21 protein-coding genes are annotated in these 26675 nt (G+C 72.2%); 4 read left to right on the top strand and 17 right to left on the bottom strand.

Annotated features, from left to right (window positions below):
• Positions 1–114: 114 nt before the first annotated feature.
• A complete protein-coding gene (locus tag ACWERV_RS06755) occupies positions 115–2145 on the top strand; it encodes a glycosyl hydrolase family 18 protein (RefSeq protein WP_452929638.1) in 2031 nt (676 codons plus the stop codon).
• Between the two features lie 81 nt (positions 2146–2226).
• Here ACWERV_RS06755 and ACWERV_RS06750 read toward each other — a convergent pair whose 3' ends face one another.
• The 15 genes from ACWERV_RS06750 to ACWERV_RS06680 all read right to left on the bottom strand — a co-directional run bounded on the left by ACWERV_RS06750 (position 2227) and on the right by ACWERV_RS06680 (position 22185).
• Positions 2227–3807, bottom strand: coding sequence for an alpha-L-arabinofuranosidase B (locus ACWERV_RS06750; protein ID WP_452929635.1), 1581 nt, complete (start codon positions 3805–3807; stop codon positions 2227–2229).
• Positions 3808–3992: 185 nt separating this feature from the next.
• Entirely contained in the window at positions 3993–5069 is a 1077-nt protein-coding gene (locus tag ACWERV_RS06745; RefSeq protein ID WP_398183292.1) for an ABC transporter permease, read from the bottom strand.
• Positions 5066–6682 carry a sugar ABC transporter ATP-binding protein gene (locus ACWERV_RS06740; protein ID WP_452929633.1) on the bottom strand — a complete coding sequence of 539 codons (1617 nt, stop codon included), beginning with the start codon at positions 6680–6682 and terminating at the stop codon, positions 5066–5068. Before ACWERV_RS06740 ends, ACWERV_RS06745 begins: the two co-directional genes overlap by 4 nt.
• Positions 6682–7797, bottom strand: coding sequence for a substrate-binding domain-containing protein (locus ACWERV_RS06735; RefSeq protein ID WP_452929631.1), 1116 nt, complete (start codon positions 7795–7797; stop codon positions 6682–6684). The genes ACWERV_RS06740 and ACWERV_RS06735 overlap by 1 nt, the downstream gene beginning before the upstream one ends.
• A 631-nt stretch (positions 7798–8428) precedes the next feature.
• On the bottom strand, positions 8429–9787 hold the full coding sequence (locus ACWERV_RS06730) for an MFS transporter (RefSeq protein WP_452929656.1): 1359 nt from the start codon (positions 9785–9787) through the stop codon (positions 8429–8431).
• Positions 9788–10146: 359 nt separating this feature from the next.
• Positions 10147–11670, bottom strand: coding sequence for an L-arabinose isomerase (gene araA, locus ACWERV_RS06725; protein ID WP_452929628.1), 1524 nt, complete (start codon positions 11668–11670; stop codon positions 10147–10149).
• Complete coding sequence (locus ACWERV_RS06720; protein ID WP_452929626.1) at positions 11667–12464, bottom strand: L-ribulose-5-phosphate 4-epimerase; 798 nt, start codon at positions 12462–12464, stop codon at positions 11667–11669. Before ACWERV_RS06720 ends, araA begins: the two co-directional genes overlap by 4 nt.
• 212 nt (positions 12465–12676) lie before the next feature.
• Positions 12677–14347, bottom strand: coding sequence for a ribulokinase (gene araB, locus ACWERV_RS06715; RefSeq protein WP_452929623.1), 1671 nt, complete (start codon positions 14345–14347; stop codon positions 12677–12679).
• A 235-nt stretch (positions 14348–14582) separates the two neighbouring features.
• Positions 14583–15668, bottom strand: coding sequence for a LacI family DNA-binding transcriptional regulator (locus ACWERV_RS06710; RefSeq protein ID WP_452929620.1), 1086 nt, complete (start codon positions 15666–15668; stop codon positions 14583–14585).
• A 280-nt stretch (positions 15669–15948) separates the two neighbouring features.
• Positions 15949–17139 carry a DUF5954 family protein gene (locus tag ACWERV_RS06705; protein WP_452929616.1) on the bottom strand — a complete coding sequence of 397 codons (1191 nt, stop codon included), beginning with the start codon at positions 17137–17139 and terminating at the stop codon, positions 15949–15951.
• Between the two features lie 101 nt (positions 17140–17240).
• A complete protein-coding gene (locus ACWERV_RS06700) occupies positions 17241–19613 on the bottom strand; it encodes an ATP-binding protein (protein WP_452929613.1) in 2373 nt (790 codons plus the stop codon).
• Positions 19610–20233, bottom strand: a complete 624-nt coding sequence (locus tag ACWERV_RS06695; RefSeq protein WP_452929611.1) for a DUF6879 family protein — start codon at positions 20231–20233, stop codon at positions 19610–19612. The genes ACWERV_RS06700 and ACWERV_RS06695 overlap by 4 nt, the downstream gene beginning before the upstream one ends.
• Positions 20226–20495 (bottom strand): hypothetical protein, encoded by a 270-nt coding sequence (locus tag ACWERV_RS06690; protein ID WP_452929609.1) that lies wholly within the window; start codon positions 20493–20495, stop codon positions 20226–20228. The genes ACWERV_RS06695 and ACWERV_RS06690 overlap by 8 nt, the downstream gene beginning before the upstream one ends.
• Before the next feature lie 114 nt (positions 20496–20609).
• A complete protein-coding gene (locus ACWERV_RS06685; RefSeq protein ID WP_452929607.1) occupies positions 20610–21689 on the bottom strand; it encodes a winged helix DNA-binding domain-containing protein in 1080 nt (359 codons plus the stop codon).
• 76 nt (positions 21690–21765) lie between these two features.
• Entirely contained in the window at positions 21766–22185 is a 420-nt protein-coding gene (locus ACWERV_RS06680; protein WP_452929606.1) for an ATP-binding protein, read from the bottom strand.
• Between the two features lie 159 nt (positions 22186–22344).
• On the opposite strand from ACWERV_RS06680, the gene ACWERV_RS06675 reads away from it, so the two are divergent.
• Together ACWERV_RS06675 and ACWERV_RS06670 are read left to right on the top strand one after the other, a co-directional pair.
• Positions 22345–23196, top strand: a complete 852-nt coding sequence (locus ACWERV_RS06675; RefSeq protein ID WP_452929604.1) for a helix-turn-helix domain-containing protein — start codon at positions 22345–22347, stop codon at positions 23194–23196.
• Positions 23193–23441 (top strand): DUF397 domain-containing protein, encoded by a 249-nt coding sequence (locus ACWERV_RS06670; RefSeq protein ID WP_452929602.1) that lies wholly within the window; start codon positions 23193–23195, stop codon positions 23439–23441. The genes ACWERV_RS06675 and ACWERV_RS06670 overlap by 4 nt, the downstream gene beginning before the upstream one ends.
• Before the next feature lie 190 nt (positions 23442–23631).
• Here the strand turns inward: ACWERV_RS06670 and ACWERV_RS06665 are convergent, their stop codons facing one another.
• Positions 23632–25689, bottom strand: coding sequence for a hypothetical protein (locus ACWERV_RS06665; protein WP_452929600.1), 2058 nt, complete (start codon positions 25687–25689; stop codon positions 23632–23634).
• 54 nt (positions 25690–25743) lie between these two features.
• The gene (locus tag ACWERV_RS06660; protein ID WP_452929597.1) at positions 25744–26049 is read right to left on the bottom strand and encodes a hypothetical protein; all 306 of its coding nucleotides are present in this window, start codon (positions 26047–26049) and stop codon (positions 25744–25746) included.
• A 144-nt stretch (positions 26050–26193) separates the two neighbouring features.
• On the opposite strand from ACWERV_RS06660, the gene ACWERV_RS06655 reads away from it, so the two are divergent.
• Complete coding sequence (locus tag ACWERV_RS06655; RefSeq protein ID WP_452929594.1) at positions 26194–26667, top strand: hypothetical protein; 474 nt, start codon at positions 26194–26196, stop codon at positions 26665–26667.
• Positions 26668–26675: the final 8 nt, after the last annotated feature.

Below are 26675 nucleotides of genomic sequence, written 5' to 3'. Positions count from 1 at the left end.
CGAACCGCACCTGCGCCAGATCGCTTGTCGAGAACGCCAGCTCTGCCAGGGCAATCACTCCTCAAAAGATTCAGGCATATATGAATCAATGGCGGTTCGGTCTCCGGCTCGCCCGTGCACTCCGGCACCTCGGCGCTGACCGGCGCCGCGAGCGCGTCCGACACCGCGGAGTGCCGGCAGACGGTGGCCGTCCAGCCGGGCACCGCGTACGACCTGAGCGGCTGGGTGCAGGGCTCCTACGTCTACCTCGGCGCCACCGGCACGGGCGTCAACGCCAGCGTGTGGGCGCCCGGCGCGACGTCCTGGCAGCAGCTCACGACGCACTTCACCACCGGCGCGAGCACCACCTCGGTGACGGTCTTCACGCACGGCTGGTACGGCCAGGGCTCCTACCACGCCGACGACCTCAGCCTGACGGGCCCCGGCGGCGGCCAGACGACTCCGCCGACGACCCCGCCCACCTCGCCGACGACACCCCCGACCACGCCGCCCACCACTCCCCCGACCTCCCCGGGCGGTCCGACCGGCGACGGCAAGATCACCGTCCCGACGGGCCTGACGGCGGGCACGGTCACCGGCAACGCGGCCGTACTGCGCTGGAACGCCTCCACCGACAGCTCGCAGAACGGCGACGTCGCGGCCTACAAGGTCTACTCCAACGGCCAGATCGTGGCCACGTCGATGGGCACCACCGTCGCCGTCAGCTCACTGCTGCCGAAGACGACCTACACCTTCGCGGTGCAGGCCTACGACGCCTCGGGCCATGCCTCGGCGACGCTCTCGCAGCCGGTCACGGTCACGACGGGCGCGGCGCCCGCCGCGCACGCGTTCAGCTCGGCCTACTTCGACCAGTGGGGCATCTACGAGAACGCCTACTACCCCAAGCAGATCGGCACGAGCGGCGCAGCGGCCAAACTCGACGTCGTCACCTACGCGTTCGAGAACGTCAACCCGAGCAGCCACAAGTGCTTCGAGGCGATCAAGGCGTCCGACGCGGGCAACGAGGACGACCCCAACGCCGGTGACGGCGCGGGCGACGCCTACGCCGACTACCAGGCGGACGTCGCCGCGGGCGACAGCGTGGACGGCGCCGCGGACGTCTACGAGCAGCCGCTCAAGGGCAACTTCAACCAGCTGCGCGCGCTCAAGGCGAAGTACCCGAACCTGCGCTTCACGGTCTCGCTGGGCGGCTGGACGTACTCCAAGTACTTCTCGGACGCGGCCGCGACCGACGCCTCCCGCAAGGCGTTCGTGTCCTCCTGCATCGACATGTTCCTCAAGGGCAACCTGCCGAAGAACGTGCAGGGCGACCCGTCCGGCGGCACCGCGTCCGGCGCGGGCATCTTCGACGGCATCGACATCGACTGGGAGTACCCGGGCTCGCCCGGCGGCCACACCGGCAACCACTACTCGGCCGCCGACAAGGCCAACTTCACGCTGCTGCTCCAGGAGTTCCGCACCCAGCTGGACGCCTACGGGACGAGCGTCGGCAAGCACTTCCTGCTGACCGCGGCGCTGCCCAGCGGCCAGGACAAGATCCAGTACCTGGAGACCGACAAGATCGGCAGCTACCTCGACTACGCCGACGTGATGACCTACGACATGCACGGCTCGTGGGACGCGACCGGCCCGACCAACCACCAGGACCCGCTGCACGACAGCCCCGCCGACCCGACGGCCCCGATCACCCCGGGCACCGCGAGGTACAACGTCGACACGGCCCTGACCGCGTACACCGCGGGCCTGCCCGCGTACGGCATCCCCGGCGGCTTCCCGGCCTCGAAGATCGTCCTCGGCGTCCCCTTCTACTGGCGCGGCTGGACGGGCGTGCCCGCCGGGAGCGACTACGGCCTCTACCAGAGCGCGACCGGGCCGACCCCGGCCAAGGCGCTGAGCCAGGAGGCGGGCCTGGCCGCCTGGAAGGAACTCAGCCCGGCTGCGTCGCAGCTGCACTGGGACCCGGTGACGGAGAGCGCCTGGATCTACGACGGCACCAACTTCTGGACCGGTGACACCCCGCAGGCGATCCAGGCGCGTGCCGCGTACGCGAAGTCCAAGGGGCTTGCGGGCATGTTCGCCTTCTCGCTGGAGAACGACGACTCCTCCGGCACCCTGGTCAACACGATGGCCGACAGCCTGAAGTAGGTTCTCGGCAGCGCCCCTTCGTACGGCCGTCCCCCCGCATTGGCCGCGGGGGGACGGCCTTTTCCGTCCGTGGTGACGGGATCAGGGCGCCCAGGGGGAGGCGACGGCCCAGCTCGCGTCGTCGGCGTAGGAGGTGCTGGAGTCCCACGCGTTGGAGCCGCCGTTGACGGCGAGGTAGACGTTGTAGTCGTAGTGGCGGATGTAGTGGTCGGGGTAGTTGACGGACGGGAAGGACAGGCCCTGCCCGTTCAGGCCGCTCTGGGCGCAGAAGGTGGCGTCCTGCTTGAACAGGTCGCTGCCGTCGCTCGCCGCGAGCTGGAGCTTGAAGTTCTGGTGCCGCAGGTACTGCCCGGACTTGTTCGCCGACTCGAAGGACACGCACCCGCTGTTGGCCAGGCCCGCGCGGACGATCCAGGTCGCGTCACCCTTGTCGGTCGCCGAACTCGACGACGTGACACCGGCGATGACCACGTTCGCGTCGCTGTCGTCGTGCTTGAGGTAGTCGCCCGTGCAGCACGAGGTGGTGGCACGCAGCGAGGTCTTGGACCCGACGGTGAGGCCGCCGGTGCCGCCGGTGGTGCCCGCGGTGTAGCCGACCGAGGTGATGTTGGCCTGCACGGCGTTCTCGGTGGCGTCCGAGGGGTAGCCGGACGTCATCACGCCCTCGTAGAAGGTGCCCTGGGCGCCGACGCTGTTGTCACCGCCGATGCCGAGGATGATCGCGCCCTGCTTCTTCATCGGGTTGTAGCCGGAGACGTTGGGGCGCACACCGCTGTAGAAGGTGGACAGGCTGCCCGACTGGGCGTTGCCGCCGCGGATCGCCCACTGGTTGGCGCCGCCCTTGATGAGCGCCGTGGTGAAGCGGTAGTTGACGGTGGGGTCACCGGAGTTGAGGTGCTGGTTCACGCCGGAGAACAGGCCGTTCTCCAGGTCGGCCATGATCCAGGGGCCGTTGCCCGAGCCGTAGCCCCACACCTTGATGTTGCCGAAGTAGATGGCCTCCATGGTGCCGTTGCCGTCGTCGTGGCTGTCGGTCTCGGCGTTGCCGTAGTCGAAGCAGCAGCCGCCGTTGTAGTGGGTGCCGTCGAGGACCGCGTACATGCCCTCGGGGTTGTCGCCGGTCGCGACCCCGCTGGTGTGGTTGTCGCGGTAGCCGGTGCCGGGGGCGACGAAGACGCCGTAGGCCTTGTGGCCGCCGACCGTGACGGGCGCGGCGGTGGCGCTCGCGAGGTTGTCGTAGCCGCCGGACGCCGGGCCGTTGAAGCCGCCGGGCGGGGCCTGGGTGAGGTTGTTGCCGCGGCCGGACTGGTCGTAGATGACGGTGATCACGCAGGTGGTGCCGGAGCAGAAGGAGTCCTGGGCGGCCGCGTTGGCATAGCCGCCCGCGCTCAGCACGCCGATGTTCTGCGTGGCGTTGTCGGACGCGCGCCGCACCTGGTAGAGCGAGCCGTTGTACGAGCCGTACAGGGCGCGGGTGGTGCTGTGCGCGGCCACGCACGGGGTGCCGCCGGACTGGTAGATGTCGCAGGGCAGCGAACCCGCCGCCTGCGAGGCCGGCGAGGTGCCGGCCAGGACGCCGGCGACCAGCGCGGCGGTCGCGCCGAAGGCGAGCGCGAGACTGCGCAGCCTGCGGCGGACCCGGATCTTTGCGAGTACGGACACGAGGTCCTCCTCCGTGGGGGGTGATGGGTGGTGCGGGCCGGACGGCCGCGGGTGCGGCCCCGGCACGGATTCCGGGCTCCGGGCCCGCCCGCGGGCGCGGGCGGGCAGCCCGGAGGGCGGCCCGGCGCCGGTGGGTGCGGCGCCGGACCGGCTCTCCGCCGCGGCATGGGGGTCCGCGGCGTCACTCAGCCGCGGCGCGCCACGCTTCTGGCGCGCAGCCGGTCGGCGGTGATCGCCAGACCGAGGACGCAGCCGAGCACGATGTTGGTGTAGTTGGAGTTGATCTGGAGCGTCGTCAGGCCGTTGTTGATCAGTTCCAGCAGCACCGTGCCCGCGACGATGCCGACGATCCGGCCCTGCCCGCCGACCAGGCTGACCCCGCCGATGACGGCCGCGGCGATCGCCGACAGCTCCCAGCCGACGCCCACCCCGCTCGCCGACCCGACGCCCATCCGGCCGAGCACCAGGATCCCGGCGAAGGCCGACAGCAGCGAACTGGTCACGTACATCGAGATGACGCGCCGGTCGCCGCGGATCCCGGCGAGCCGGGCGGCCTCCGGGTTGCCGCCGACCGCGTAGACCTGCCGTCCGGCGTAGGTGCGTTCCAGGAAGAACCAGGCCACCAGCGCGACGACCACGAAGAGGATGAGCGGCAGCGGCACCTGGGCCACGTACGTCTGCCCGAGGTCGCTGAAGGTGCCGCCGATGCCGGTGATCGAGGTGCCCGAGGTGATCGCGAGGGTGACGCCCTGCGCGACGGTGTACGTCACCAGGGTCACCACGAAGGGCGCCATCTTCAGCCGGGTCACCGCGAGCCCGTGGATCAGCCCGACCGTGCCGCAGATCAGCAGCGTGACCAGGATCGCGAGCACGGGCGGCAGCCCCGCGCGCACGTTGAACCAGGACATCAGGATGACGCTGGTGCCCAGCAGCGCGCCCACCGACAGGTCGATGCCGCCGGTGAGGATGACCAGCGACTCACCGATCGCGATGAGCCCGTACTGCGCCAGGTCGAAGCCCATGCCCTGGAGGTTGACCGCGCCCGCGAACGTCGACTTGTCGAGGGCCAGGGACACGAAGACCACCACGCAGGCCGCGATCACCCCGACCTCGGGGGTCTCGACGAGCCGCCGCAGCAGCGGGGTGCGCGGCTCCGGGGCGTCGGGGGCCGCCGTGACCGGGGCGGGGGCCGCGGGCCCCGCGCCGGTCACCGGTTCGGCCGCGCCGCGCGTGCCGTCCTTCATCGGTGTGCCGTCCTTCATGCGCGTGCCTTCCCTCCGCCGGCCGCGCCGGCTCCCGTACCGCCGCCCGCGGGCCCGGCGCCGGAGCCGGCCGCCGCGGTCATGATCACTTCCTTGCCGAACCGGTCGCGGGGCAGGTCGGCGACGATCCGGCCGTGCGCCATCACCACGATGCGGTGGCAGATCCACAGCAGCTCCTCCAGCTCGGAGGAGGCCACGAGCACCGCGAGGCCGTCCTGCGCGGCGGTGTCGATGAGGCTGTAGATCTCCGCCTTGGCCCCGACGTCCACCCCGCGCGTCGGCTCGTCGAGCAGCAGCAGCCGCGGCTCGGCCGCGAGCCAGCGGCCGAACACCGCTTTTTGCTGGTTGCCGCCGGACAGCGAGCCGATCGGCTGCTCCTGGGTGTGCAGCCGCACCCCGAGATCCCGGACGATCCGGGCCGCGTGCGCCTTGTCGGCCCGGGGCCGCAGCACCCCGCGCCGGCTGATCCGGCGCAGCGTCGCGAGCGTGACGTTCCAGCGCACGGAGTGCGCGGGCAGCAGCGCCTGCACCTTGCGGTCCTCCGGCACCAGCCCGATCCCCGCGGCCACCGCGTCGGCCGGGTGCCGGGGCCGGAAGCCGGCGCCCTCGAAGGCGACCGAGCCCCCGGTACGCGGCTGCGCGCCCATCACCGTGTGCAGCAGCCGGCTGCGGCCGGAGCCCATGAGGCCCGCGACCCCGACGATCTCGCCCGCGTGCACGTCGAGATCGACCGGGCCGAGGCCGTCCGCGGTCAGGGCGCGCACGCTGAGCGTCGCCGCGCGCTCCACCGACGGCGGCGGGGTCAGGTCGGCGCGGGCCAGTTCGGTGCCGACCATCTCGCGGATCATCCGCTCCTCGGTGGCGTCGGCCGGGGTCAGGTCCGCCACCAGCTTTCCGCTGCGCAGCACCACCACCCGGTCGGCGACCGCCCGCACCTCGTCCAGCCGGTGCCCGATGAAGAGCACCGCTCCCCCGGCCGCCGCGTGCTGCCGGGCCAGTGCGAGCACCCGCTCGGCCTCCACCGGGCCCAGCGAGGACGTCGGCTCGTCGAGGATCAGCACGACCGGGCGGTGGCCCCACGCCTTGGCGATCTCGATCATCTGCCGCACCGGCACCGGGTAGCGGCCCACCGGCCGGTCGACGTCCACCCCGCGCACGCCGACCTCGGCGAGCAGCGCCCGCGCCTCCGCGCGGGTGCCCGCCCGGTCGACGACGAGCGAGCCGAGCGGACGGGTGCCCGCGCGCTGCGGGCGGCGCCCCAGCAGCAGGTTCTCCGCGACGCTCAACTGGCCGACGAGCGGGAACTCCTGGGCGACCATCGCGACGCCCATGTCCCGCGCGTGGTCGGGGCGGCCGGGCTGGAGCGGCCGCCCCGCGATCGCGATCGTCCCGGTCGTCGGGGTGACCGTGCCGGACAGCACGCCCATGAGCGTCGACTTGCCCGCGCCGTTCTCCCCGACGACGGCGACGATCTGACCGCGCGCCAGGTCGAGCCGCGGGATGTCCAGGACCTTCACCGGACCGTACGTCTTGCTCACGTCGCGCAGCGAGACGGCGGTGTCGGTGCCGGTACGGGCGGGGGCCGTGCCGCTTCCGGAGGGGGCCGCCGCCATCAGCCGATGCCGAGTTCGGTGAGCTTGGCCTGGTAGTCGCTGAGGTTGGCCTGCGTGACCAGGCCGACGCCGGAGCTGAGCGTCGTACCGTCCGACTCCAGGTAGGGCTTGACGAGGGCGAGCGTCGCGTCGACGCCCAGCACCTTGAAGGCCGCCAGCAGGTAGGCGCCGGTGTAGCCCTGCTGGTAAGGCTGCTGGAGGACGGTCGCCTGGATGACGCCGGACTTGATGAAGTTCAGCGTCTGCGGGTCGCTGTCGTCCGAGATGACCTTGACCTTGCCGGTCTTGCCCGCGGCCTGGACGGCCTGCCCGGCGGACGGGCCGTCGTAGGAGTACACGCCGTACAGGCCGTTGACGTTCGGGTTGGTCTGGATCGCGGTCTGGGCGTTGGTGAGGGCCTTGGAGGCGTCCATGCCGTCGCTGAGCTTCTGGACGACCTTGATGTCCGTGCCCTTGAGCGCGTCCTCGAAGCCCTGGATGCGCTCGACGGCGTTGGACGCGGTGAGCGAGCCGACCAGCACGACGACCTGGCCCTTGCCGCCGAGCGCCTGCTTCATCGCCTCGCCCGCCTTCTGGCCCGCCGTGTAGTTGGGGGTGCCGAGGTAGAGCGCGGCGCCGTCCTCCTCGGGCAGCGGCGAGTCGATCGCCAGCACCGGGATACCGGCCTTGTTCGCCGAGCTGATCGGGGCCTTGATCGCGGTGGGGTCGATCGCGGAGACGCTCAGGCCGGTGATGCCCTGGCCGCGCAGCGTCTGGATGATGCTGAGCTGCTGGTCCAGCCGGCCGTTCGCCGGGGCCTGGTAGACGCCCTTGACGCCGAGGTCCTTGACGCCCTTGTTGAAGCCGACCTTGCCCGCGTTCCAGTAGTCGACGGCGACGTTGACGACCATGGCCTCGTTCACCTTCGACAAGTCCTTGCCCGCGAGCGCCTGCTTCAGGGCGGCGTCCAGCTTGGCGAGGTTCGCGTCGTTGAAGGTGATGTCGCCCTGGATCGTGACGGCGGGCGCGTCCGTGCCCGTCCCGCCGGTCGAGCCGCCGCCGCTGCCCGAGCCCGAACCCGAGTCGCCCGCACCGCTCTTGCTGCACGCCGCCGCCCCGGCCAGCACCGCGAGCACGACCGCCGCGGCCCCGCAGCGCCGGACGAGGCCGCGGCGCTTCCCGCCGCTCCGGCCGTCCGGGCCGTCCCCGGCGCCCGGACCTGCCGTGTCCGCCCCGTCAGCCCCGTATGCCGTCCGACCTGCCCGACCACACCGCACTGCACCCATGACAACATCCCGTCCGGAAAGGCCTCGCAGCCCGTTTGCTGTTTGTTAGCGCTCACATCTTGATCGTGTCGTACGTGTCGTGCACCGGCCCGCCCGACCCCGTCCCAGGGGTCGGCGCACCCCGTGCTCCCACCGGCCACCCCGGCGTCGCACCGTTCGAGAGGCGGTACGCCATGCCTCTCGTAGCTCTCGTGCCTCAAGGGCGCGCAGGCGCCCCGCAGGACCCACCCGCCGCCGCGTCCGACGCGGCATCCGAGGGACGGGCGGCCCGTCACCCCTCGAATGTTAGCGTTCACTGATTGGGCGTCAAGAGAGCGTGCAGAAAGTTTTCGCCCCTCCGCGCGGACGGCGCGGCGGGGACGTACGGGCGTACGTCCGGGGGCATACGACGGTGCGCCCGGGGGCGTACGGACGGGCGGCGGGGGCGCGCCACCTCGTGGGTGGTACGTCCCCGCCGCCCGTCCGGGCGCGCCCGAGCGGGCTACGCGGCCGGGGACTTCGCACCGCCGCGGAACCCGGCCGCCGCCGCCAGCGCACCGGCCGCGGCCACGACCGCCGCGCCCGTGAAGGCGGCGGAGTAGCCGTCGGTGAGGGCGGCGGCGTCGTCCAGGGCGCCGGAGCCGTGCGCCGCGGCGAGCGCCGTCATCGCGGCGAGTCCGACGGCCGAGCCGATCTGGTAGCTGGTGTTGACGATCCCGGCGGCGAGGCCGCCCTCCTCCGGCCGGACCCCCGACAGCGCGGTGCCCAGCGACGGGATGAAGGCCAGCGCCATGCCGAGCGCGGCCAGCAGCGAGGCGGGCAGCACGTCCACCGCGTAGGTGCCGTCCGCGCGGACGAAGGACAGCCACAGCATGCCGCCCGCGAGCGCGGCCAGTCCGGTCACGACGAGCGGCTTCGGCCCGAAGCGGGCGATGAGGCGCGGCGCCAGCACGATCATCATCACCATCACGGCCCCGGTCATGGGCAGCAGCGCCGCACCCGAGGCGAACGCGCCGAGCCCCAGGACCTGCTGGAGGTAGAGGTTGAGGAAGAACCACATCGGGATCCAGGCCGCCGCCAGCAGGAGCTGGGCGAGGTTCGCCCCGGCCAGTCCCGGGCTGCGCCACACGCCCAGCCGCATCAGCGGCTCGCGGCGCCGCGCCTGGAGGGCGACGAAGCCGCCGACGAGCAGCAGTCCGGCGGCGAGCACCAGCCAGGTGCGGGCGGCGCCCCAGCCCGTCTCGGGCGCGCGGACCACCGCGTAGACCGTGGTCGCGAGCCCGGCGGTGACGGTGAGCGCCCCGGCCCAGTCCACCGATCCGCGGCGCACGGGCGCGGCGGGCATGACGGCGGGGGTGAGCGCGAGGACGAGGGCGGCTATCGGGAGGTTGACGAAGAAGACCCAACTCCATTCCGCGTACTGGGTGATCACGCCGCCGAGGAAGACGCCCGCGGTGCCGCCAGCCGGGGCGGCGGCACCGTACAGCGCGAAGGCCTTGCCCAACTCGGCGGGCCGGGAGCCGAAGAGCGTCATGAGCAGCGTGAGCGCGGCGGGGGCGATGAGCGCGGCGCCTGCGCCTTGCAGGGCGCGCCCGGCGAGTTCGGTCCCGGCCTGCCCGGCGAGTCCCGCGACGAGCGAGCCCGCGGCCAGCACCGCCCATCCGGCGGCGAAGACCCGCTTGGCGCCCAGCAGGTCGGACAGCCGCCCGCCGAGCAGCAGCAGTCCGCCGAAGGCGATGACGTAGGCGTTGAAGACCCAACTCAGGTTCTCGGCGGAGAAGTTCAGGTCGGCCCGCATCTTCGGCAGGGCCACACCGATGATCGAGGTGTCCATGATCACCATGAACTGCGCCAGCGCGATGAGCGCGAGGGCGGTCCACCGCCGGGGGTGGGGTGCGCCCTGCGGGGCGCTCCGCGGGGCCTTCCGCGGGGCCTGGTGGGGGGTGTCCTGCCGGGTGTCCACGACCTGCCTCCTATACCGGGTGAGGGTATCTCGGGGTCGGTAATATACCCCTGGGGGGTATGCAGAAGGCAAGAGGGGACGCGAGACGACATCGCGCACGGCCGCCCGTACGCGCGCAGCCGGCAGAGGGGGCGACGGGCTAAGTGGTCGGCGGGTCGGCGCGGCCGAACAGGAAATGCGACCGGCGGCGACGGCCGCGGCGGCCGCTCCGGGACGGCCGCGCGTCCGGAGCGGCCGCCCAGCGGCGGGCGGGGCCCCTACAGGCCCCGCGCGAGCCGGAAGTACGCCTGGTTCCAGCGGATCTCCTGGGTGAAGCGGCGCAGCGAGGTGTCCGCGTCGATCAGGAGGAGTTCGGTCGCGAGGATGTCCGCGAGGTCCGCCAGCTCCTCCGGGCCGATCGCCGTCGAGAGGACGGTGTGGTGCGGGCCGCCCGCGGTGAGCCAGGCCTCCGTGGAGGTGCGCAGGTCGGGTTCCGGGCGCCACACCGCGCGGGCGACGGGCAGGGCGGGCAGCGGCTCGGCGGGCGGCACGACCTCGATGGCGTTGGCGACGAGCCGGAAGCGGTCGCCCATGTCGGCCAGGCCCACGACGACCGCGGGCCCGGGGGCGGCGTCGAAGACGAGCCGCACCGGGTCCTCGCGGCCGCCGATGCCGAGCGGGTGGATCTCGCAACTCGGCTGCCGTGCCGCGATGGTGGGGCACACCTCCAGCATGTGCGCGCCGAGGATGAGCTGTTCGCCGGGCACGAGGTGGTAGGTGTAGTCCTCCATGAAGCTCGTGCCGCCGGGCAGCCCGGCGGCCATCGCCTTGACGGTCGCCAGCAGCGTCGACGTCTTCCAGTCGCCCTCGCCGCCGAAGCCGTAGCCGTCCGCCATGAGCCGCTGGACGGCGAGGCCCGGGAGCTGCCGCAGCCCGCCGAGGTCCTCGAAGTTGGTGGTGAAGGCGCCGAAGCCGCCGTCGTCGAGGAAGCCGCGCAGGCCGAGTTCGATCCGGGCGGCGTAGCGCAGGGAGTCGTGCCGGTCGCCGCCGGGGGCGAGTTCGGGGGCGAGCCGGTAGGTGTCGGCGTACTCCCCGACGAGCGCGGAGACCTCGGCGTCGCTCGCGCCGTCCACCGCCGCGACGAGGTCGTTGACGCCGTAGGTGTTGACGGACACCCCGAAGCGCAGCTGCGCCTCGACCTTGTCGCCCTCGGTGACGGCGACGTCCCGCATGTTGTCGCCGAACCGGGCGAGGCGCAGCGTGCGCAGGGTGGCGGCGCCGATCGCGGCCCGCATCCACGCGTGGACGCGCTCGCCCACCGCCGGGTCGGAGACATGGCCCGCGACGGTCTTGCGGGCCACGCCGAGCCGGGCCTGCACGTAGCCGAACTCGCGGTCGCCGTGGGCGGCCTGGTTGAGGTTCATGAAGTCCATGTCGATGCTGGACCAGGGCAGTTCGACGTTGGCCTGGGTGTGCAGGTGGAGCAGCGGCTTGCGCAGCAGGTCGAGCCCGGAGATCCACATCTTCGCGGGTGAGAAGGTGTGCATCCAGGCGACCAGGCCGACGCACGCGTCGTCGGCGTTGGCGGCGAGGACGGTGGCGACGATGGCCGCGGAGTCGGTGAGGACCGGCTTCCACACGACGCGGGCGGGCGAGCCCGGGAGGGCGGCGAGCCGCGCGGCGATGGCCTGCGACTGCTCGGCCACCTGCGCGAGCGTGCCGGGCCCGTACAGGCCCTGGCTGCCGGTGAGGAACCAGACCTCGCGCTCGGCGGCGGGCGGCGGCGTGGACGCGGCGGTCATGCGGTGACTCCTCGGTCGGCGGGGCGGTCGCCCCCGGGGGCGGGGGGCTGGGCGGGCGTGCCGTCGGACGGTGCGGTGGGCGGGGCGGCGGGCGGTGCGGCGGGCGGCTGCTGGCCGTAGACGTTCTGGTAACGGTCGTACAGGCGGTCGATGTCGGCGCCCGGGATGGGCAGCGGGGTGCCGAGCTGACGCGAGATGTGCACGGTGCGGGCCACGTCCTCGCACATCACGGCGGCCTTGACCGCGGCGCGGGCGTCCTTGCCGACGGTGAAGACGCCGTGGCTCTGCATGAGGACGGCGGGCGAGCGGTGGCCGCGCAGGGTCTCGACGATGCCGCGGCCGATCGAGTCGTCACCGATGAGCGCGAAGGGTCCGACGGGTATCTCGGCGCCGAACTCGTCGGCCATCGCGGTCAGGACGCACGGCACGGCCTCGCCGCGCACCGCCCACGCGCACGCGTAGGTGGAGTGGGTGTGGACGACGCCGCCGACCTCCGGCATGTGCCGGTAGACGTACGCGTGCGCCGCGGTGTCCGAGGACGGCGACAACTCGCCCTCGACGACGCGCCCTCGCAGGTCGCACACGATCATGTTCTGCGGGGTGAGCGCGTCGTAGTCGACACCGCTGGGCTTGATCACGAACAGGTCGGCGCCGGGGACGCGCGCGGAGACGTTCCCGGCGGTCCAGACGACGAGCTGGTAGCGCACCAGCTCCTGGTGCAGATCGCTGACCTGGCGCCGCAGCCGGTCGAGCGGATCGCCGGCGGGCGCCGGAGGGGGGCTGCTGCTGCTCATGGCGGGGTACCTCGTCTCTGGATAGTGAGCGCTAACACGAAATAGTGATCGCTAACATTCCGGCTGCCGGCAGGCCGCGCGGGGCGTACGGCGAGGGTCCGGGGCGGGTGCGGGTGCGGGCGAGGGCGCGCGGCCGGGCTTCCCGCGCCCGGCCCCGGGGCCTGCGCCGTGACCAGGACCAGGCCCGGGTCCGGGTCCGGGTCTCCGCCGTCTCACCGGGCGGTCCGCAGGGCGCGCAGCCGGTGCATGACGGCGCTGCCGCCGCGCCCGAAGTGGTCGTGCAGCGTGCGGTATTCGGCGTAGAGCAGGTCGTAGGCGGCGGCCCGGACCGGGTCCGGGGTGTAGGCCGCGCGCTTGATGCGGCCCATGACCGCCGAGGCCTCCCTGATGCCCGGGTAGGCGCCCGCCGCGACGGCCGCGTGGATCGCGGCGCCCAGCGCGGGGCCCTGGTCGGAGGCGAGCACGTTGATCGGGCGGTTGAGCACGTCGCAGTACGTCTGCATCAGGAAGGTGTTCTTCAGCAGTCCGCCCGCGGCGGTGAAGTCGGCGACCGGTACGCCCGACTGCTCGAAGGTCTCGACGATGGTGCGCGTACCGAAGGCCGTGGCCTCGATCAGCGCGCGGTAGACGTCCTCGGGCCGGGTGTCGAGCGTGAGCCCGACGACGAGCCCGGACAGGTGGTGATCGACCAGCACCGAGCGGTTGCCGCTGTGCCAGTCGAGCGCCATCAGGCCGTGCCCGCCGACCGGTTGGGCCGCGGCCTTCTCGGTGAGCAGCTCGTGCGGGGAGATCCCGCGGCGCCGCGCCTCGGCGGCGTACTCGTGCGGCAGCGTGGTGCGCACCGCCCACGCGAGGATGTCGCCGACCCCGGACTGGCCCGCCTCGTAGCCCCACAGTCCGGGCACCACACCGCCGCGCACCGCCCCGCACATACCCGGGACCTCGGCGAAGACCTCGGAGTTCATGATGTGGCAGGTCGAGGTGCCCATGATGGCCAGCATGTGGCCGGGCTCCAGGGCCTGGGCGGCGGCGCTGGTGACATGCGCGTCGACGTTGCCGACCGCGACGACCGTCCCCTCGCGCAGCCCGGTCAGTTCGGCCGCGGCGGCGGTCACCGTGCCCGCGCTGGTGCCGAGTTGGGACAGCGGGTGGTCCACCTTGGCGGTGAAGCCCGCGAAGTCCGGGTGGAGGGCGGCGAGGAAGTCCTCGTCCGGATAACTGCCGTCCTGGTACATGCCCTTGTAGCCCGCGGTGCACAGGTTGCGGTTCTCCGCGCCGGTGAGCTGCCACACGATCCAGTCGGCCGCCTCGATCCAGCGCTCGGCGGCCGCGTAGATCTCCGGTTCCTCGCGCAGGAGTTGCAGGGCCTTGGCGTACTGCCACTCGCTGGAGACCTTCCCGCCGTAGCGGGCCAGCCACGGCTGCCCGGTCTCCTCCGCGCGCCGGACGACGAGGTCGGCCTCCGGCTGCGCGGCATGGTGCTTCCACAGCTTGGGGTAGGCGTGCGGGCGCCCCGCGAAGGCGGGCAGCTCGCTGAGCGGAGTGCCGTCGGCCGTCGTCGGCAGGACCGTGCAGGAGGTGAAGTCGACCGCCACGCCGATGACCTGGTCCGCCCGCACACCGGCCGCCTCCAGCGCGCGCGGCACGGCGAAGCGCAGCACGTCCCGCCAGTCCTGCGGTATCTGCAGCGCCCAGTCCGGCGGCAGCGCCGGACCCCCGTCCGGCAGCGCGGACTCGACGACGCCGTGCGTGTACTCGTGGACGGCGCTGCCCAGTTCACGGCCGTCCGCGACGGCGACGACGAGAGCCCGCCCGGACAGCGTCCCGAAGTCGATGCCGACCGTGACCGCGTCGGCGGGCGGTGTCGTGCTGGTGTGCGTCATGTGCGGATCTCCCGAGGGTGGAGGGATGCGGTCGCCGCTGCGTGTGCGGGGAGTGCGGGGAGTGCGGGGTGCGCGCGCTGCGTACGTGCGGTGCGGTGCGGTGCGGTGCGGGCCGTGCGGCGGACGGCGGGACGGCCGGGAGGCGGCCGGTCCGGCGGGGACGAGGCGAGGACGAGGCGGGGGCGGGGGCGGGGGCACGCGGCCGTTGGCCCGGTCCGCGTCGCCGCCGCCGCCGTCACAGCGACGTGCTGCTGCGCCGTACGATCAGCCGGGGCTCGATCACCACGCGCTCGACCTCGGCGTCCGCGCCCGGGGCGGGGCCCGGACCGCCGCCCGATTCGAGGCGGTTGACCAGCAGACGGATGCTGGCCTGGCCGACCGCGGCGAAGTCCTGCCGTACGGTCGTGAGCGGCGGCGCGAAGAACTCGGCCTCCGGGATGTCGTCGAAGCCCGCGATCGCCACCTGCCCCGGCACGGACAGGCCCGCCTCGCGGAAGGCCCGCAGCACGCCGAGCGCCATCTGGTCGTTGGCCACGAAGACCGCGGTCACGTCGGCGGAGTTGCGCCGCGCCGCGCCCGCGGCGACCCGCCCGGCCAGCTCCTGGCCCGCGCGGTAGCCCGACAGTGGCGTCCAGTCCCCCACCAGCGGCGGCGGCACCTCGGCCCCGGCCTCCTCCAGCGTCTCGCGCCAGCCCTTGACGCGCGCCTCGGCCTCCAGCCAGTCCGGCGGCCCGGCCACGTGCCACACCGTGCGGTGCCCGGCGCCCAGCAGGTGGCCGGTGACCAGCCGCGCGCCCAGCTCCTGGTCGACCGACACCCCCGCTATCGGCAGCGAGTGCCCGCCCTCGACCGTCACGACCGGGAAGGGCAGCCGCAGTTCGGCGAGCGCGGCCACGGCCTCGCGGTGCGGCACGATCACCACGATGCCCTCGACGCCCCACTCGCTGAGGTGGTCGATCGCCTCCTCCAGCGCCTTGGCGGTGTAGCGCCGCAGCGTCACCGCCGAGGCCATGTACCCCTCGTCCCGCGCGGCCTCCTCCAGCCCGAACAGGGTGCTGGCGGGCCCGAAGAGCGTGGGGTTGCACGCGACGACGCCGAGCGTGAGCGTGCGCCGGGTCACCAGCGCGCGGGCCGACGAGTTGCGCCGGTAGCCGAGCTGCTCGATGGCCCGCAGCACCTCGGCGCGGGTGGTGTCCCGTACATTGGGGTGGTTGCTCAGCACGCGCGAGACGGTCTGGTGCGACACGCCGGCGACCTTGGCGACGTCCGCCATGGTCGGCGCCCGGCGTGGCTGGCCGGTGGTCTGCGCGGTCTGCGACATGGTTCTCCGATCTGTGTGCTGCTCTGTCATTGTTAGCGCTCACAGGGTATCCGTCAAGAGATGTCCCCCGCCCGGCGGACGCGGTGCGCCGGAGGGCTTCCCGGCGAGGGCGTACGGCCGGTGCACGGCGGTGCACGCCGCTGCTCGGTCGGGGCCGGGGCCGCACAGGCTGGGGCGGCCGCGTCATGGGGGCGCGGCCGCCCCGTCGGGGGACGGGCTTCTCGCGCGGGGCGGGACCCGGTCGGTACGGGGCGGCCGTCCCGGCGGGCCGCGAGGTGGGTCAGGCCGGATCGGGGTCCGGGGTGGGGTTTGGATCGAGGTCGGAGTCGGTTGAGGGGCCCGCGGCCCGTGCGCGTTTGCGGGCGGCCTGCCAGGCGACGCGGCGCGCTTCCTCCTCCTGCCACAGCCGGCGCAGCTCGTCCGCGCGCGGGTCGGGCCGCTCGGGGCGCAGGTCGTTGCCGTCCTCGTCGATGACGCCCTCCTCGCGCAACTGCCGGGTCTGCACCTCGACGGGCACCTCGGGGTCGTAGTCGGAGGGCCGCGGCAGCTCGGGCCCGTCGGGTCCGATCCGGACGAGACGCTCCACGCGCGTGATGCGGAAGCGGTGGCCGTCGATCGTGACGACGTTGGACCGCTTCTCGTCCAGCCGGTCCGCGGCGGCGACGTACTCCGCCTTCTGCTCCTCCGGCATCCGCTGCTGGAAGGGCCCCATCACGCGCAGCCAGAAGGCGAGGGAGTCGCGCGCGCCCTGCGGGGTCGAATAGATGCTGCCAGGCTGGTGGAAGCCCCACCGCCCGTTCACCCGGGCGGAGATGACGAAGGCGGCGGGCAGCAGCACACCCCCGGGGTAGCGGTGGATGGCGGCGCGGGCCTCGTCGTTCATCTCCTCGGGGGCGTCCCTGAGGACGGGCGCCATGGGCAGCAGGTCGAGCTTGAGGATGCCGTCCGACATGCCCGTGCCGGTGAGCGGATCGACGACGAAGCCCTTGGTGCGCGAGGGCACCCGGTGGCCGTCCCCGACCTCCGCGGGGTCGGGGTCGGTGGGCCGCGGCGGTTCGGGCCCGGCCGGTCCGGAGCGGATGAAGTGCGCGGCACGGACGATACGGAAGCGCTCACCGAGCACGGAGACCTCGTTGACGACCTCGCGGTCCATCCGCAACGCCGCGGCGAACCAGCGGCGTTGGGCGTTGGCGTCGCCGTCCTTGCCCGCGCGCTGGGCGTTCAGCCGGAAGTGCGAGCCGAGCGAGTCACGCGCCTGCTGCGGCCAACTGCCGCCGTACTCGCAGAGTTCCCACCCGCCGGTCTCCAACTCGCGGGCCCAGAAGTACTCGGCCATACCCGCCCCGAGCAGATCCGGATACCGCTCCCGGGCGTACCACGCCTCCTCGTCGGCGAGCGCGGCGATCGGCCCCTCGGGGGCGGTCATCCGGACCGTCAGATACGCGGGCACGCTGTCCTCGTAACCGCTCATACTCAGACTGTGCCCGACCCGGCACCGCCCCGCTCCCCGATTCCGTCACCTGCCCCCGCAAACCCCCCAACCGTGTGCGCCCCCGGCCCGAGCCTGTACCCTCACTCCCCCGCCGCACCCCGCGCGCGGCCCCGCAGCGCCTCCGCCCGCGGGTCGCCGTACGGCGCGATCAGCTCCAGCACACGGGCCCGGTGCGCGCGGGCGTCATCCTCCGCGACGAGCCCGGCGAGGTGGTCGAGATCGACGGCCTCCTCCCACCCGTCCCCGAGCGCACGGTGCGCGGCGGCCGCCTGCCGCAGGAAGCCCGCGGCTTCCTCCCCGCGCCCGGTGGCCGCATACGTCAGCGCGGTGCCGCGCCACGCGAGCGCCTCCCGGCTGCGGTCGCCGAGCCTGCGGTGGAGCATCGCCGAACGCTGGAAGGAGGCGAGGGCGTCGCCGTGGGCGGAGGTGGCGCGCTGGACGTCGCCGAGGGTGATGAGCCAATAAGCCTCAAGGCGGTGGCTGCGGAGGGTGAGGGCGATGTCCATGGCCTCGTCGATCGCCTTGCGGGCGGCGTCGGGGGCGCCCTCTTCGAGGCGGATGGCTGCGAGCATCCGGAGGACGTTGCCCGCTCCTCGGGGGTTGTCGAGGGCGCGGTGGGTGGCGAGGGCCTTGGCGGCGGCTGTTGCGGCCTCGGGGAGCCGTCCCGCGCTGAGGTAGGTGGTCGCGGCGTTGGCCACCGCGGTCGCGGCCCATTGCGGACGCTGCTCGGCGCGGAAGAGTGGGGCGACGGCGTCGAACGCCGCGGCGGCGTCGTCCAGTTCCCGGGCCCGGAGGTGGATGAGGCCGATGAGGTTCAGGGCGTGGGCCTCGCCGAGCCGGTTGCCGGTGCCGCGGCACAGTTCCAGCGCCGCATTGAGGCTGCGCATGCCGTCCGCGTAGCGGTGGACGGCGCGGTAGACGGTGCCGAGGCTGCTGAGGATGTGGATACGACCCAGCGGGTCCGGGTCGCGTTCGGCGCTCGCGAGGCCGGTCGTACCGAGGTCCAGCCAGTCGACGACGGGGGCTGACGGCGGCCAGGCGTGCCACAAGGTTTCAGCGAGCTGCCAGGCCAATCGATCGTGTCCGGCGGCTGCGGCAGCCGCCACCAGCCGCGGATATGTGGGCAGTTCACGCTCGACCCAGTCCGCGGCGTCGTCGTAGTCGGCGAACGCCGACGGGGCCACCGCGCCGGATGCCGGAGGCAGCCGGAGGTGGTCCTCGCTCGGGGAGATCCAGTCCTGTGCCGCGTCCGCCGTGTGGAGATACCAGGTGAGGACGCGGTGCAGAGCCGCCTCCCGTTCCCCCGAAGGCTCCTCGGCCTGGGCCTGGTCGGTGGCGTACGCGCGCAGCAGGTCATGGAACTGGTAGCGGTCGGGGGCGGTCTGCTCCAGCAGATGGGCGCCCACCAGGTCATCGAGGAGCTGCCGCGCCTTGCTCGTAGCCAGATCGGCCAGTGCGGCGGCGGAGTGCAGCCCGAAGTCCCCTCCCGGGTGCAGGCCCAGCAGCCGGAAGAGCCGGGCGGCAGGCGCGGTCAGGGCCCGGTAGGACCAGGCGAACACGGTCCGTACGGCCTCGGCCTCCTCCTCGCTGCCCGTGCTCAGCGCGTCCCACAGCGCGGACTCGTCCCGCAGGTCCGCGATCAGTTCGTCGAGCCCCATGTGAGGGTGACTGGCCGCGCGTTCGGCCGCTATCCGCAGCGCGAGCGGCAACCGCGCGCACAGCCGGGCCAGTTCGGCGAGCTGGTCGATGTCGTCGGCGCTGCGGTAGCCGGCCGTCACCGCCTGAAGCAGGGCCACCGCCTCCGGCTCCGGCAGCGTGCCGAGCGTGATGCGCCGGGCCCCGTCGCGTACCGCGAGACCGGACAGCCGACTGCGGCTCGTCACCAGCACCAGGCTTTCCCCGCCGCCCGGGAGCAGCGGCCGTACCTGGCCCGCCGTAGCGGCGTTGTCCAGCAGCACGAGGACACGGCGCTCGGCCAGCAGCGACCGGAAGAGCGCGGCCGCGCCGTCCACATCTGCGGGGACCTCCGCCGCCGGAACGCCGAGGGCCCGTAGGAAGCCGTGCAACGCCTGCTCGGCCGTGACCGGCTCGCCCGGGTCGTAGCCGCGCAGGTTCACGAACAACTGCCCGTCCGGGAAGCGGTCCTTCACCCGGTGCGCCCACCGCACCGCGAGCGAGGTCTTCCCCGCACCCGCCGTCCCGGCGACGACGTGCAGCGACACGATCGCGCCGTCCGACACGAGTGCGTCCAACTGGGCGAGTTCGTCCGTGCGGTTCACGAACCCGCGCACATCTGCGGGCAGTTGCCGTGGCGTCGGAACACGCCGACCGTCCGCCTCGTGATGAAAATGGATCCCGCCGGTGACGCTGCCGGCCTGCACCACATCCCGCGACGACGTCCCCGACAGGTCGTTGTGCGACTCCGACGACGTCCCCCCGCTGTCCGTGCTCATGCGGCCGGAGGCGGCGGCAGCGGTGCGACCGCCCGCGCGAAGTAGGACGCGATGTCCTCCGCTGTCGCGAAGAGCCCGCTCATGAACTCGGCCCACGCGGTCACGATCGCCGGGTCGGTGAAGCGGATCGCTCCGTCGGGCACACCGGCCTCCGTGTAGATCACACGGAAGAGAACGCGGTCACCGATCGCCACCAGCTCCGGCAGCGGACCGGCCGCTTCGGCAGCGGTGAGGGCGGAGGCGAGCACGACGCGGGTGGGAACCCTGAACTGGGCCTGCTGGTGAAGGGAATGCAGCTCCCACTGGATGTAGGGCGTCAGCGGTTCCTCCACCACGCGCAGGCGGTGGAAGACGCTGCCACGGCGGGCGTCGTCCTCCGCCTCCGCCCGCAGCTTGTCCTCGCGGGTGGCGAAGAGGCGCAGCGCCTCGTCCCAGTCGCCCCTGCGTAGGGCATCGCGGCTCGCGCTGCCCGTCTCCTCGAAGTGCTGAAGCCGTTCCAGCTTCCACGAGGAACCGTTGAAGAGGGACTGCTCGCTGCTTCGGAACTCGCGGTGGTACTCGGGGCGAGTGAGCCGTACCCCCTCCTCGACGGGCAGTTCGGGGACGTGCAGATCAAGCATCAGGGATGTCCGCCTTCGCCGCGCTGAGCATGTTGCCGGGGATCACGACCAGGCGCTCGTCCGCACCGAGCGTCACGCCGTCCGGCAGGCGACCCGCGTAGCCGGAGGTGAGGTCACGTCCGATGACGGCGATGTCGCCGTTGGAGAGCTGCCAGATGTCCGGGCAGTCATCCCTCTCCCCCGAATTGCCCGTCTCCGCCGCCGACTTCCCCAGCCGTCGGACGAATAACGCCGCCGGATCCGCTTCCCACGCACGAGTCATGACCGCCTCCTGGCACCCCAACAGTTACGGACTGTAGTGGTACATGCTACTCGCCGTGCAGGGGTCCGCGCGTGCCGGAACAGGCCATTGCCGCTGCCGGTTCCCCGGGATGCCTTATGCGCCGGGGCGCAGGAACGCCGTCACCGCCGCTGACTCGCGCGCCACGCTCTCGGCGAGTTCGGGCGGGAGGGGGGCGAAGGGATCGACGTTGATCCGGGGTTTGGTGGAGGTGCGGGTCCAGGTGGCGACGGTGAGGCCGTCCGCGAGGACGGTGGGGCGGATGATGCCGCCGCCGGGCCAGACGCGGGGTTCGTGGGGGGCCGGGACGGAGGTGGCGCGGGTGCGGTGGCCGAGGAGGTAGCCGTCGTAGGCGGGGAGGAGGCGTACGTCGGGGGTGTCCGGCGCGGGCGGCTCCGGTGCGGGGGCGGCGGCCAGCGTGGTGAGGGTCGCGTCGTACGGGGTGGTGGTGCCCTCCGCGGCCAGGGTGTGCCAGGCGCGGCGGGCCCGGGTGACGGGGAGGCCGGACCAGGTGGCGAAGTCCTCGGGGGTGGCGGGCGCGTAGGCGGCGAGGTAGCGGCGGGCGAGTTCGGCCTCGGCGGCGTTTCCCTCGGGCCCGGCGGTGGGCGGGAGCCAGTCGTCGAGCAGGACGTACGTGGCCTCGCCCGCGCGCTGCGGGCCGTGACAGAGGACGCCGGTGAGGGCGGCGTGCCGGATGAGATGGAAGGGGGCCTGGCCCTTCGCGGGGATGCCGAGCGGGCCGAGGGCCCGCGTCAACTCGGCCCGGGTGAGCGGGCCTTGTGCCGCCACGGTGCGGCCCAGCAGTTCGTCGGAGGCCGCCAGCGTCGCGTCGTCCAGGCCGAGTTGGCCGTAGCGGCGGAGCGTGGCGGTGAGAATGCTGGGGGCGAGCAGCCGCAGCAGCCAGCGGGCGTCGGCCGCAGGCACGGTGTGCAGTGTCCCGCGCAGGAACCAGCCCCGGACGATGCTGCGTTCGTCCTCGTACGCGGCCCGTACCGTCTTCGCGGTGATTCCGTGGCCGCGCGCCCTGATGCCCAGCGCGGCGGCCCCGGCGTCCTGCGCCTGGACGGCGAACACCCGCCGTACGGCGTCCGCGGGGCTGCCCTCCCGCACGCCGCCGCCCACGGCCTGCGCGCGGGCGCGCAGTTCCCGGATCCGCCGCTGGTCCGGCTCGGACATCCCCTGCGCCTCCCCCACGACGAGCTTGGGCCGATCGCCCGACCTTACCCACCCGGACCACCGGCGGCCTCGAAACTCAGTCCCGGGTACGCGGCCGTACCGGCGGCAGCGGGATGTCGAGTTCGGCCCGCACCGTCTTGCCGACCGGCACCCGGTCCCGTACCGACCAGCGGTCCGCGAGCGCCTCCACGAGCAGCAGCCCGCGTCCGCTCTCGCCGAGTTCGGGCGGCGGCGTGAGCGCGCCCGCGTCGCGCAGCCGCATCATCACCTCGAAGTCCCGCCCGGCCACGCACCCGTGGGTCACCGCGTTCGCCGCCAGCTCCCCCACGACGATCTCCGCCGCGTCGAAGACCGTCATCGTGTGCGGGATCCCCCACGTACTGAGCTGATAGAGCGCGAGCTGCCGCGCGAGCCGCGCCCCGCGCCGGGTCGAACTGAACTGCTGCCTGAACTCACCCTCTGCACACGGCAGTTGGGGAGCTGCGTGAGTCGTCATGGAGCCCAATGTGCCCTGCTCAGCGCCCGCGATCCCAGCACCGCACCGCGTACGCTGAGCAAGCGTACGTGCACAAACTGTGGACAGTACGCATCACCGAGGGTGAGCATGTCCTCCAGCGGAGTGACCCTGCGGGGTCCAGTGTGCGGGAGGTGGCCTATGACGGCCAACGTGACGTCCGGCGGTACGTTCGCGGGCGGAGGTGAGCCCGAGCCCTCGGACAGCCTGAAGACGTTCGGCGCCGTCGTCATGGCTTTACGCGAATTCTCCGGCCTCTCGCGGGAGGAGCTGGGCGCCCACGTCGGCCTCTCCCCGCACACGGTCGCCTCGATCGAACAGGGCCGGCGCATGCCGGACCCCGACTTCGCGGAACGGGCCGAGCCGCACCTCGGGGGTACGGGCGCGTTGCGGAAGGCGCTGCGGCATGTGGCTCGCCAGCCGGGCTTGGCGAGTTGGTTCCGACAGTGGGCGCGGTATGAGCAGGCGGCGATCAACCTCTGCACGTATGAGTGCCGCATGATCCCGGGCTTGTTGCAGACCGAGAGGTACGCACGCGAGCTGTTCTCGGACATGCTGCCTCCGCTCAGCGACCAACAGATCGACGCCCAGTGGGCGGCGCGAGCCGACCGCCAGAAGCTGATGACCGATCGACCCAACACCGCGTTCAGCTTCATCGTCGACGAACACACCCTCCTGCGCCGGACGGGCGGTCGCGAGGTGACGCTTGAGCTGGTCGATCATCTGCTGAAGGTCAGCCAGCAACGCAACATCGAGATCCAGGTGCTGCCGTTGGCCGCAGGCGTACATCCAGGCCTGACGGGTCCGATTGTCATGTTGGAGACGTCGGAAAACCGGTGGCTCGCGTACAGCGAGGGTCAGGAGACCGGCCAGCTCATCACCGACTCCAAAGTGGTCAGCATCCTCCAACAGCGGTATGCAAAACTGCGCTCGCAGGCCCTCACCCCCGAGGAGTCCAAGGGCCTGCTGTTGCGACTGCGAGGAGAGCTATGACCCCCGACCTCACCTGGTTCAAGAGCAGCTACAGCAGCGGCCAGGGCGACAACTGCATCGAAGTCGCTCTCTCCTGGCGCAAGTCCAGCTACAGCAGCAGTCCGGACGGCGACTGCGTCGAGGTCGCGGCCTGCCCCGAGACCGTCCACGTCCGGGACTCCAAGGACAAGGAAGGCCCCCAACTCGCCTTCTCCCCCGCCGAGTGGTCCCACTTCCTGGGCTTCGCCCAGGCCCACACCGTCTGAGACCCCTGCCGAGGCGGGGCCACGGGACACCATCCCGTGGCCCCGCCTCGTTGCGTAACGCGCCCGGCGCCATTGCGAAGTGGCAGCGACGCGGTCGCGACCGCGACCGGCTACGACCTGCGCCAGGCGGGAGACATCGCGTACGTACCGTCCTACGGCGTCGAGGTGCCGAGGGGAAGCTGAGCCGGTTCTAGGATCTGGCGTTCTGGCCGATCACCTGCGTCCAGAGGCCGTCCTTGCTCATCTTGGCCACGACCGCGGGGTCGTGCAGCCACCTCGTGTAGGCATCGCGTTGCGCCGGGGTCATCTTCTGTACGTCCACCTCGCCGTTGTTGCGGGCGATTGCCTGGACGAAGTCGTCCGGCGCGCCGTGGCCGTGAATGTAGACGGGCGGCGGTGGCTTCACGCTGTTTTTCCCGACCTGGCCGTAGGGGTCTCCTGTGTAGGTTCTCTCCTTCTGGTGCTCCAGGCCGAACGACACCGGCACTAGGGTCGGCTGCGGAAAGCCGTCGGCGACCATGTCAGCGGCAGCGTGGTTCATGGCGCCGGTCCATGTCCCTTCCTTCTTGACGTCCGCGTCCTCCACGCCCTTGATCGACGCCAGGAGGTCGTGAGGCGCGTCGTCCGGTTTGACCGTCATCGTGTTGGTGATCCAGCCGGTCAGCGTGCTGAGGGCGAGTTCCTGCCCGGTCTCTTTCGCCGTGTCGATGGCGGCGGTGGGGCCACCTGCAGCGAGCCCCACCGCTGTTTCGACGAGGGCTGTCCGGGAGGCGTTCATCTCGTCGACCCACTCCTGCTGCTCGGTTCCGAGCGCTGTTGCGGTGTCGGTAAAGGCCGTGGAGTAGAAGTTCCCCAGGACACCCATTTCGAAGGCGATGTAGTTGATCGACCCGTTCTCTGATCTCTTTGCGTGCGACTTCTCGTGGTAGAGCCTCTTCTGGTCCGACTCGAACAGCGCGCTCATACTCGCTGCCGCCTGCGGGTTCCTGATCGACTCCTCCAGGAACGACTTCCAGAGGTCGGAGGACACTTCGATACCGGGCCGCTTGGGATCTTGTGTGTCGCTGAACGTGTGGGAGCCCTTGGGCATGTACGGGTAGAAGCCACTCGACGCGGGAGAGGTGACCGAGTACCGGAGATCGTCGAAGTGCTGGGCAATCATCTCGGAGTAGAGCAGGGAGACCTGGCTGAGCGGGTGTTCGCCGTTCTTCACATGGTTGGAGTTGTCCATCATGATCATGGCGGTGTTCTGGTCCGAGAGCTTCACGTTGGTGGCGTGCAGTCCCGTCGTCCCGGCCTTGACCATGGCCACGAAGGCGTCCGTGCGCCCGTCCGAGGTGTTGAGGCCGCCGGTGAGACCCGCGTCGATGAGGTCCGGGTGCTGGGCCATGAACTCGCCTGCCGCCTCGGGGTTGTTGCTCATGGCGGTGTAGAACTGGGCGAGCGGGTCTCCCGGGGATGGGCCGTCACGCATCCACTCGTCGACGTTCTGGCCCGGGGGCGGGGAGAAGATGCGGTTGCCGAGGGCGAGCAGGAAGTCCTTGTCCGCCGGTCCCACCGACAGCATGGGCATGAGCTGATCCGGGCGGAAGCCGTTGATCGGGTCGTGGAAGTCGTCCAGCCACGTGTTCCAGTAGGCCTCCTTCTGCTTGGCGTTCATGCCCTCCGTGGCCGTGTGGGTGAACATGCCGAAGGTCACGGAGGCGAGGCGCTGGCGTGCGGGGTCCGGCCTGCCGTCGGCGCCCGGCGCGTTCGCCACCGTCGTGAAGGCGTAGAACCGGTCGGGGCCCAGCTCCTTGTAGAAGGCGTTGACGAAGTCCGCGTCGTGGGAATGGGCCTGGAGCTGGTCCCAGAGGGCGTCGGGGACGTCGCCGTCGCCCAGCTCGTCCTTGAAGTCGTCGGCGAGCTTCTTGCCGTCCGCCGCGGACTTGGCGGCAGCTCCCGGGGTCACCTTCGTCTCGTCGATCCAGACGATCTTCGTGCCGATGTCCGCGTACTGGTCCGCGGCGGTCGCCAGGCTCTGCCGGCGCCGCAGCATCGGCATCTGGTCGTCGACCCACGAGGCGATGCCGAGCAGCTTCGTCAGCGGCTGGGTGTCCAGGCCGTGCTGCTCGAACTGCGACTTGTACGAGGTGGCGCTGGAGCGCAGCCGGTCGCGGTCCGCGTCGAGGGTCGAGATGGTGGTGGGCAGCCGCGCCGGGTCGATGCCCGAGAACTGCGCGCTGGGATTACCTCCGCCGGGCCACATGGCGCTCCTCCTCCTGCGTCGAGACGGGCTTGCGTGTCGGGGAGTTCGGCGGCGTCACAGATCGGCCCGCATCGACTTCGCCTGCGACTGCGTGACCTGCTGCGGGCACCGGTCGATCGCGGCCTGCACCTCGGGGACGAGCTTCGCCAGCTGGATCCCCAGGTCCCTGCGCCGCCCGGCGATCTCCGTGTGCCAGCTCGCCGCCGTGGGCCCGACCCACGCCCCCTTCGGGCCGGTGTCGGTCTCCGCGCCGTGCAAGAGCTTCGTCAGCTCGTGCATCTCCCGTTGCAGGCTGGTCTTGAGCGTCTCCAGGGCCTGCCGCTGCGGGTTGTCCACCATCGGTTCATCACTCTTGGTCATGCCCCCCCTTTCACGATCGGTCAAGCCTTGCATGACGCCGTGACGACAGTGGGCAAAGTGATACAAGTGAGAACCGGCACTCCGGCTCCACGAGGGCTGCCAGTGGTAGACAACCCTCAACGTCGGAGAATCTGGAGGCCACGTATGAGGGTCCGGCAACGCTGGTGGGCCACCCTGGTAGCAGGTTCGGCACTCACTGCCGTCACCGCCTGCGGCGGCGGCTCGGGCGGCGGAGAAGCCTCGCACTCGCCGAGCGCACAGCCCACCGTCTCCTTCCCCACGCAGGTCCTCCGCGCGGAGGCCGGTGCCAGGCTGACGCCCTCCAAGAAGGTCGTGATGCACGGGGAGACGACGGCGAAGGACGGGCTTCCGGAGACCGCGATCCACACACCCGCCGACAAGAAGACGTACGTCTTCGAAGCTGCCTGCGCCGGGAAGGGGTCGTTGCAGGTCGACTGGAGGGTCAAGGTCGCGCGGAGCGGGCCGGACCAGTGGATCACGTGCGGGGAGGAGGCGCAGAGGTTCACCTTCCTCGGGGGCGACCTGCTGTCCATGTCGCTGCCCAGCGCGGGGATGTCCGGCATCGTCGTCTGGCAGGTCATCCAGCAGTCGCCCTGAACGGAGCC

The organism is Streptomyces sp. NPDC004031, assembly GCF_053604375.1.
Note: the sequence above shows the minus strand (reverse complement) of the source record. Positions and strands in the feature narration are given on the sequence as shown.

Excerpts from the sequence above, each read along its gene's own strand:
- ACWERV_RS06740 (WP_452929633.1), bottom strand. The coding sequence starts at position 6,682 with ATGGCGGCGGCCCCCTCCGGAAGCGGCACGGCCCCCGCCCGTACCGGC.
- ACWERV_RS06745 (WP_398183292.1), bottom strand. The coding sequence starts at position 5,069 with ATGAAGGACGGCACACCGATGAAGGACGGCACGCGCGGCGCGGCCGAA.
- ACWERV_RS06720 (WP_452929626.1), bottom strand. The coding sequence starts at position 12,464 with ATGAGCAGCAGCAGCCCCCCTCCGGCGCCCGCCGGCGATCCGCTCGAC.
- ACWERV_RS06660 (WP_452929597.1), bottom strand. The coding sequence starts at position 26,049 with ATGACCAAGAGTGATGAACCGATGGTGGACAACCCGCAGCGGCAGGCC.
- ACWERV_RS06705 (WP_452929616.1), bottom strand. The coding sequence starts at position 17,139 with ATGAGCGGTTACGAGGACAGCGTGCCCGCGTATCTGACGGTCCGGATG.
- ACWERV_RS06655 (WP_452929594.1), top strand. The coding sequence starts at position 26,194 with ATGAGGGTCCGGCAACGCTGGTGGGCCACCCTGGTAGCAGGTTCGGCA.
- ACWERV_RS06690 (WP_452929609.1), bottom strand. The coding sequence starts at position 20,495 with ATGACTCGTGCGTGGGAAGCGGATCCGGCGGCGTTATTCGTCCGACGG.
- araB (WP_452929623.1), bottom strand. The coding sequence starts at position 14,347 with ATGACGCACACCAGCACGACACCGCCCGCCGACGCGGTCACGGTCGGC.
- araA (WP_452929628.1), bottom strand. The coding sequence starts at position 11,670 with ATGACCGCCGCGTCCACGCCGCCGCCCGCCGCCGAGCGCGAGGTCTGG.
- ACWERV_RS06680 (WP_452929606.1), bottom strand. The coding sequence starts at position 22,185 with ATGACGACTCACGCAGCTCCCCAACTGCCGTGTGCAGAGGGTGAGTTC.
- ACWERV_RS06670 (WP_452929602.1), top strand. The coding sequence starts at position 23,193 with ATGACCCCCGACCTCACCTGGTTCAAGAGCAGCTACAGCAGCGGCCAG.
- ACWERV_RS06665 (WP_452929600.1), bottom strand. The coding sequence starts at position 25,689 with ATGTGGCCCGGCGGAGGTAATCCCAGCGCGCAGTTCTCGGGCATCGAC.
- ACWERV_RS06685 (WP_452929607.1), bottom strand. The coding sequence starts at position 21,689 with ATGTCCGAGCCGGACCAGCGGCGGATCCGGGAACTGCGCGCCCGCGCG.
- ACWERV_RS06675 (WP_452929604.1), top strand. The coding sequence starts at position 22,345 with ATGACGGCCAACGTGACGTCCGGCGGTACGTTCGCGGGCGGAGGTGAG.
- ACWERV_RS06695 (WP_452929611.1), bottom strand. The coding sequence starts at position 20,233 with ATGCTTGATCTGCACGTCCCCGAACTGCCCGTCGAGGAGGGGGTACGG.
- ACWERV_RS06710 (WP_452929620.1), bottom strand. The coding sequence starts at position 15,668 with ATGTCGCAGACCGCGCAGACCACCGGCCAGCCACGCCGGGCGCCGACC.
- ACWERV_RS06700 (WP_452929613.1), bottom strand. The coding sequence starts at position 19,613 with ATGAGCACGGACAGCGGGGGGACGTCGTCGGAGTCGCACAACGACCTG.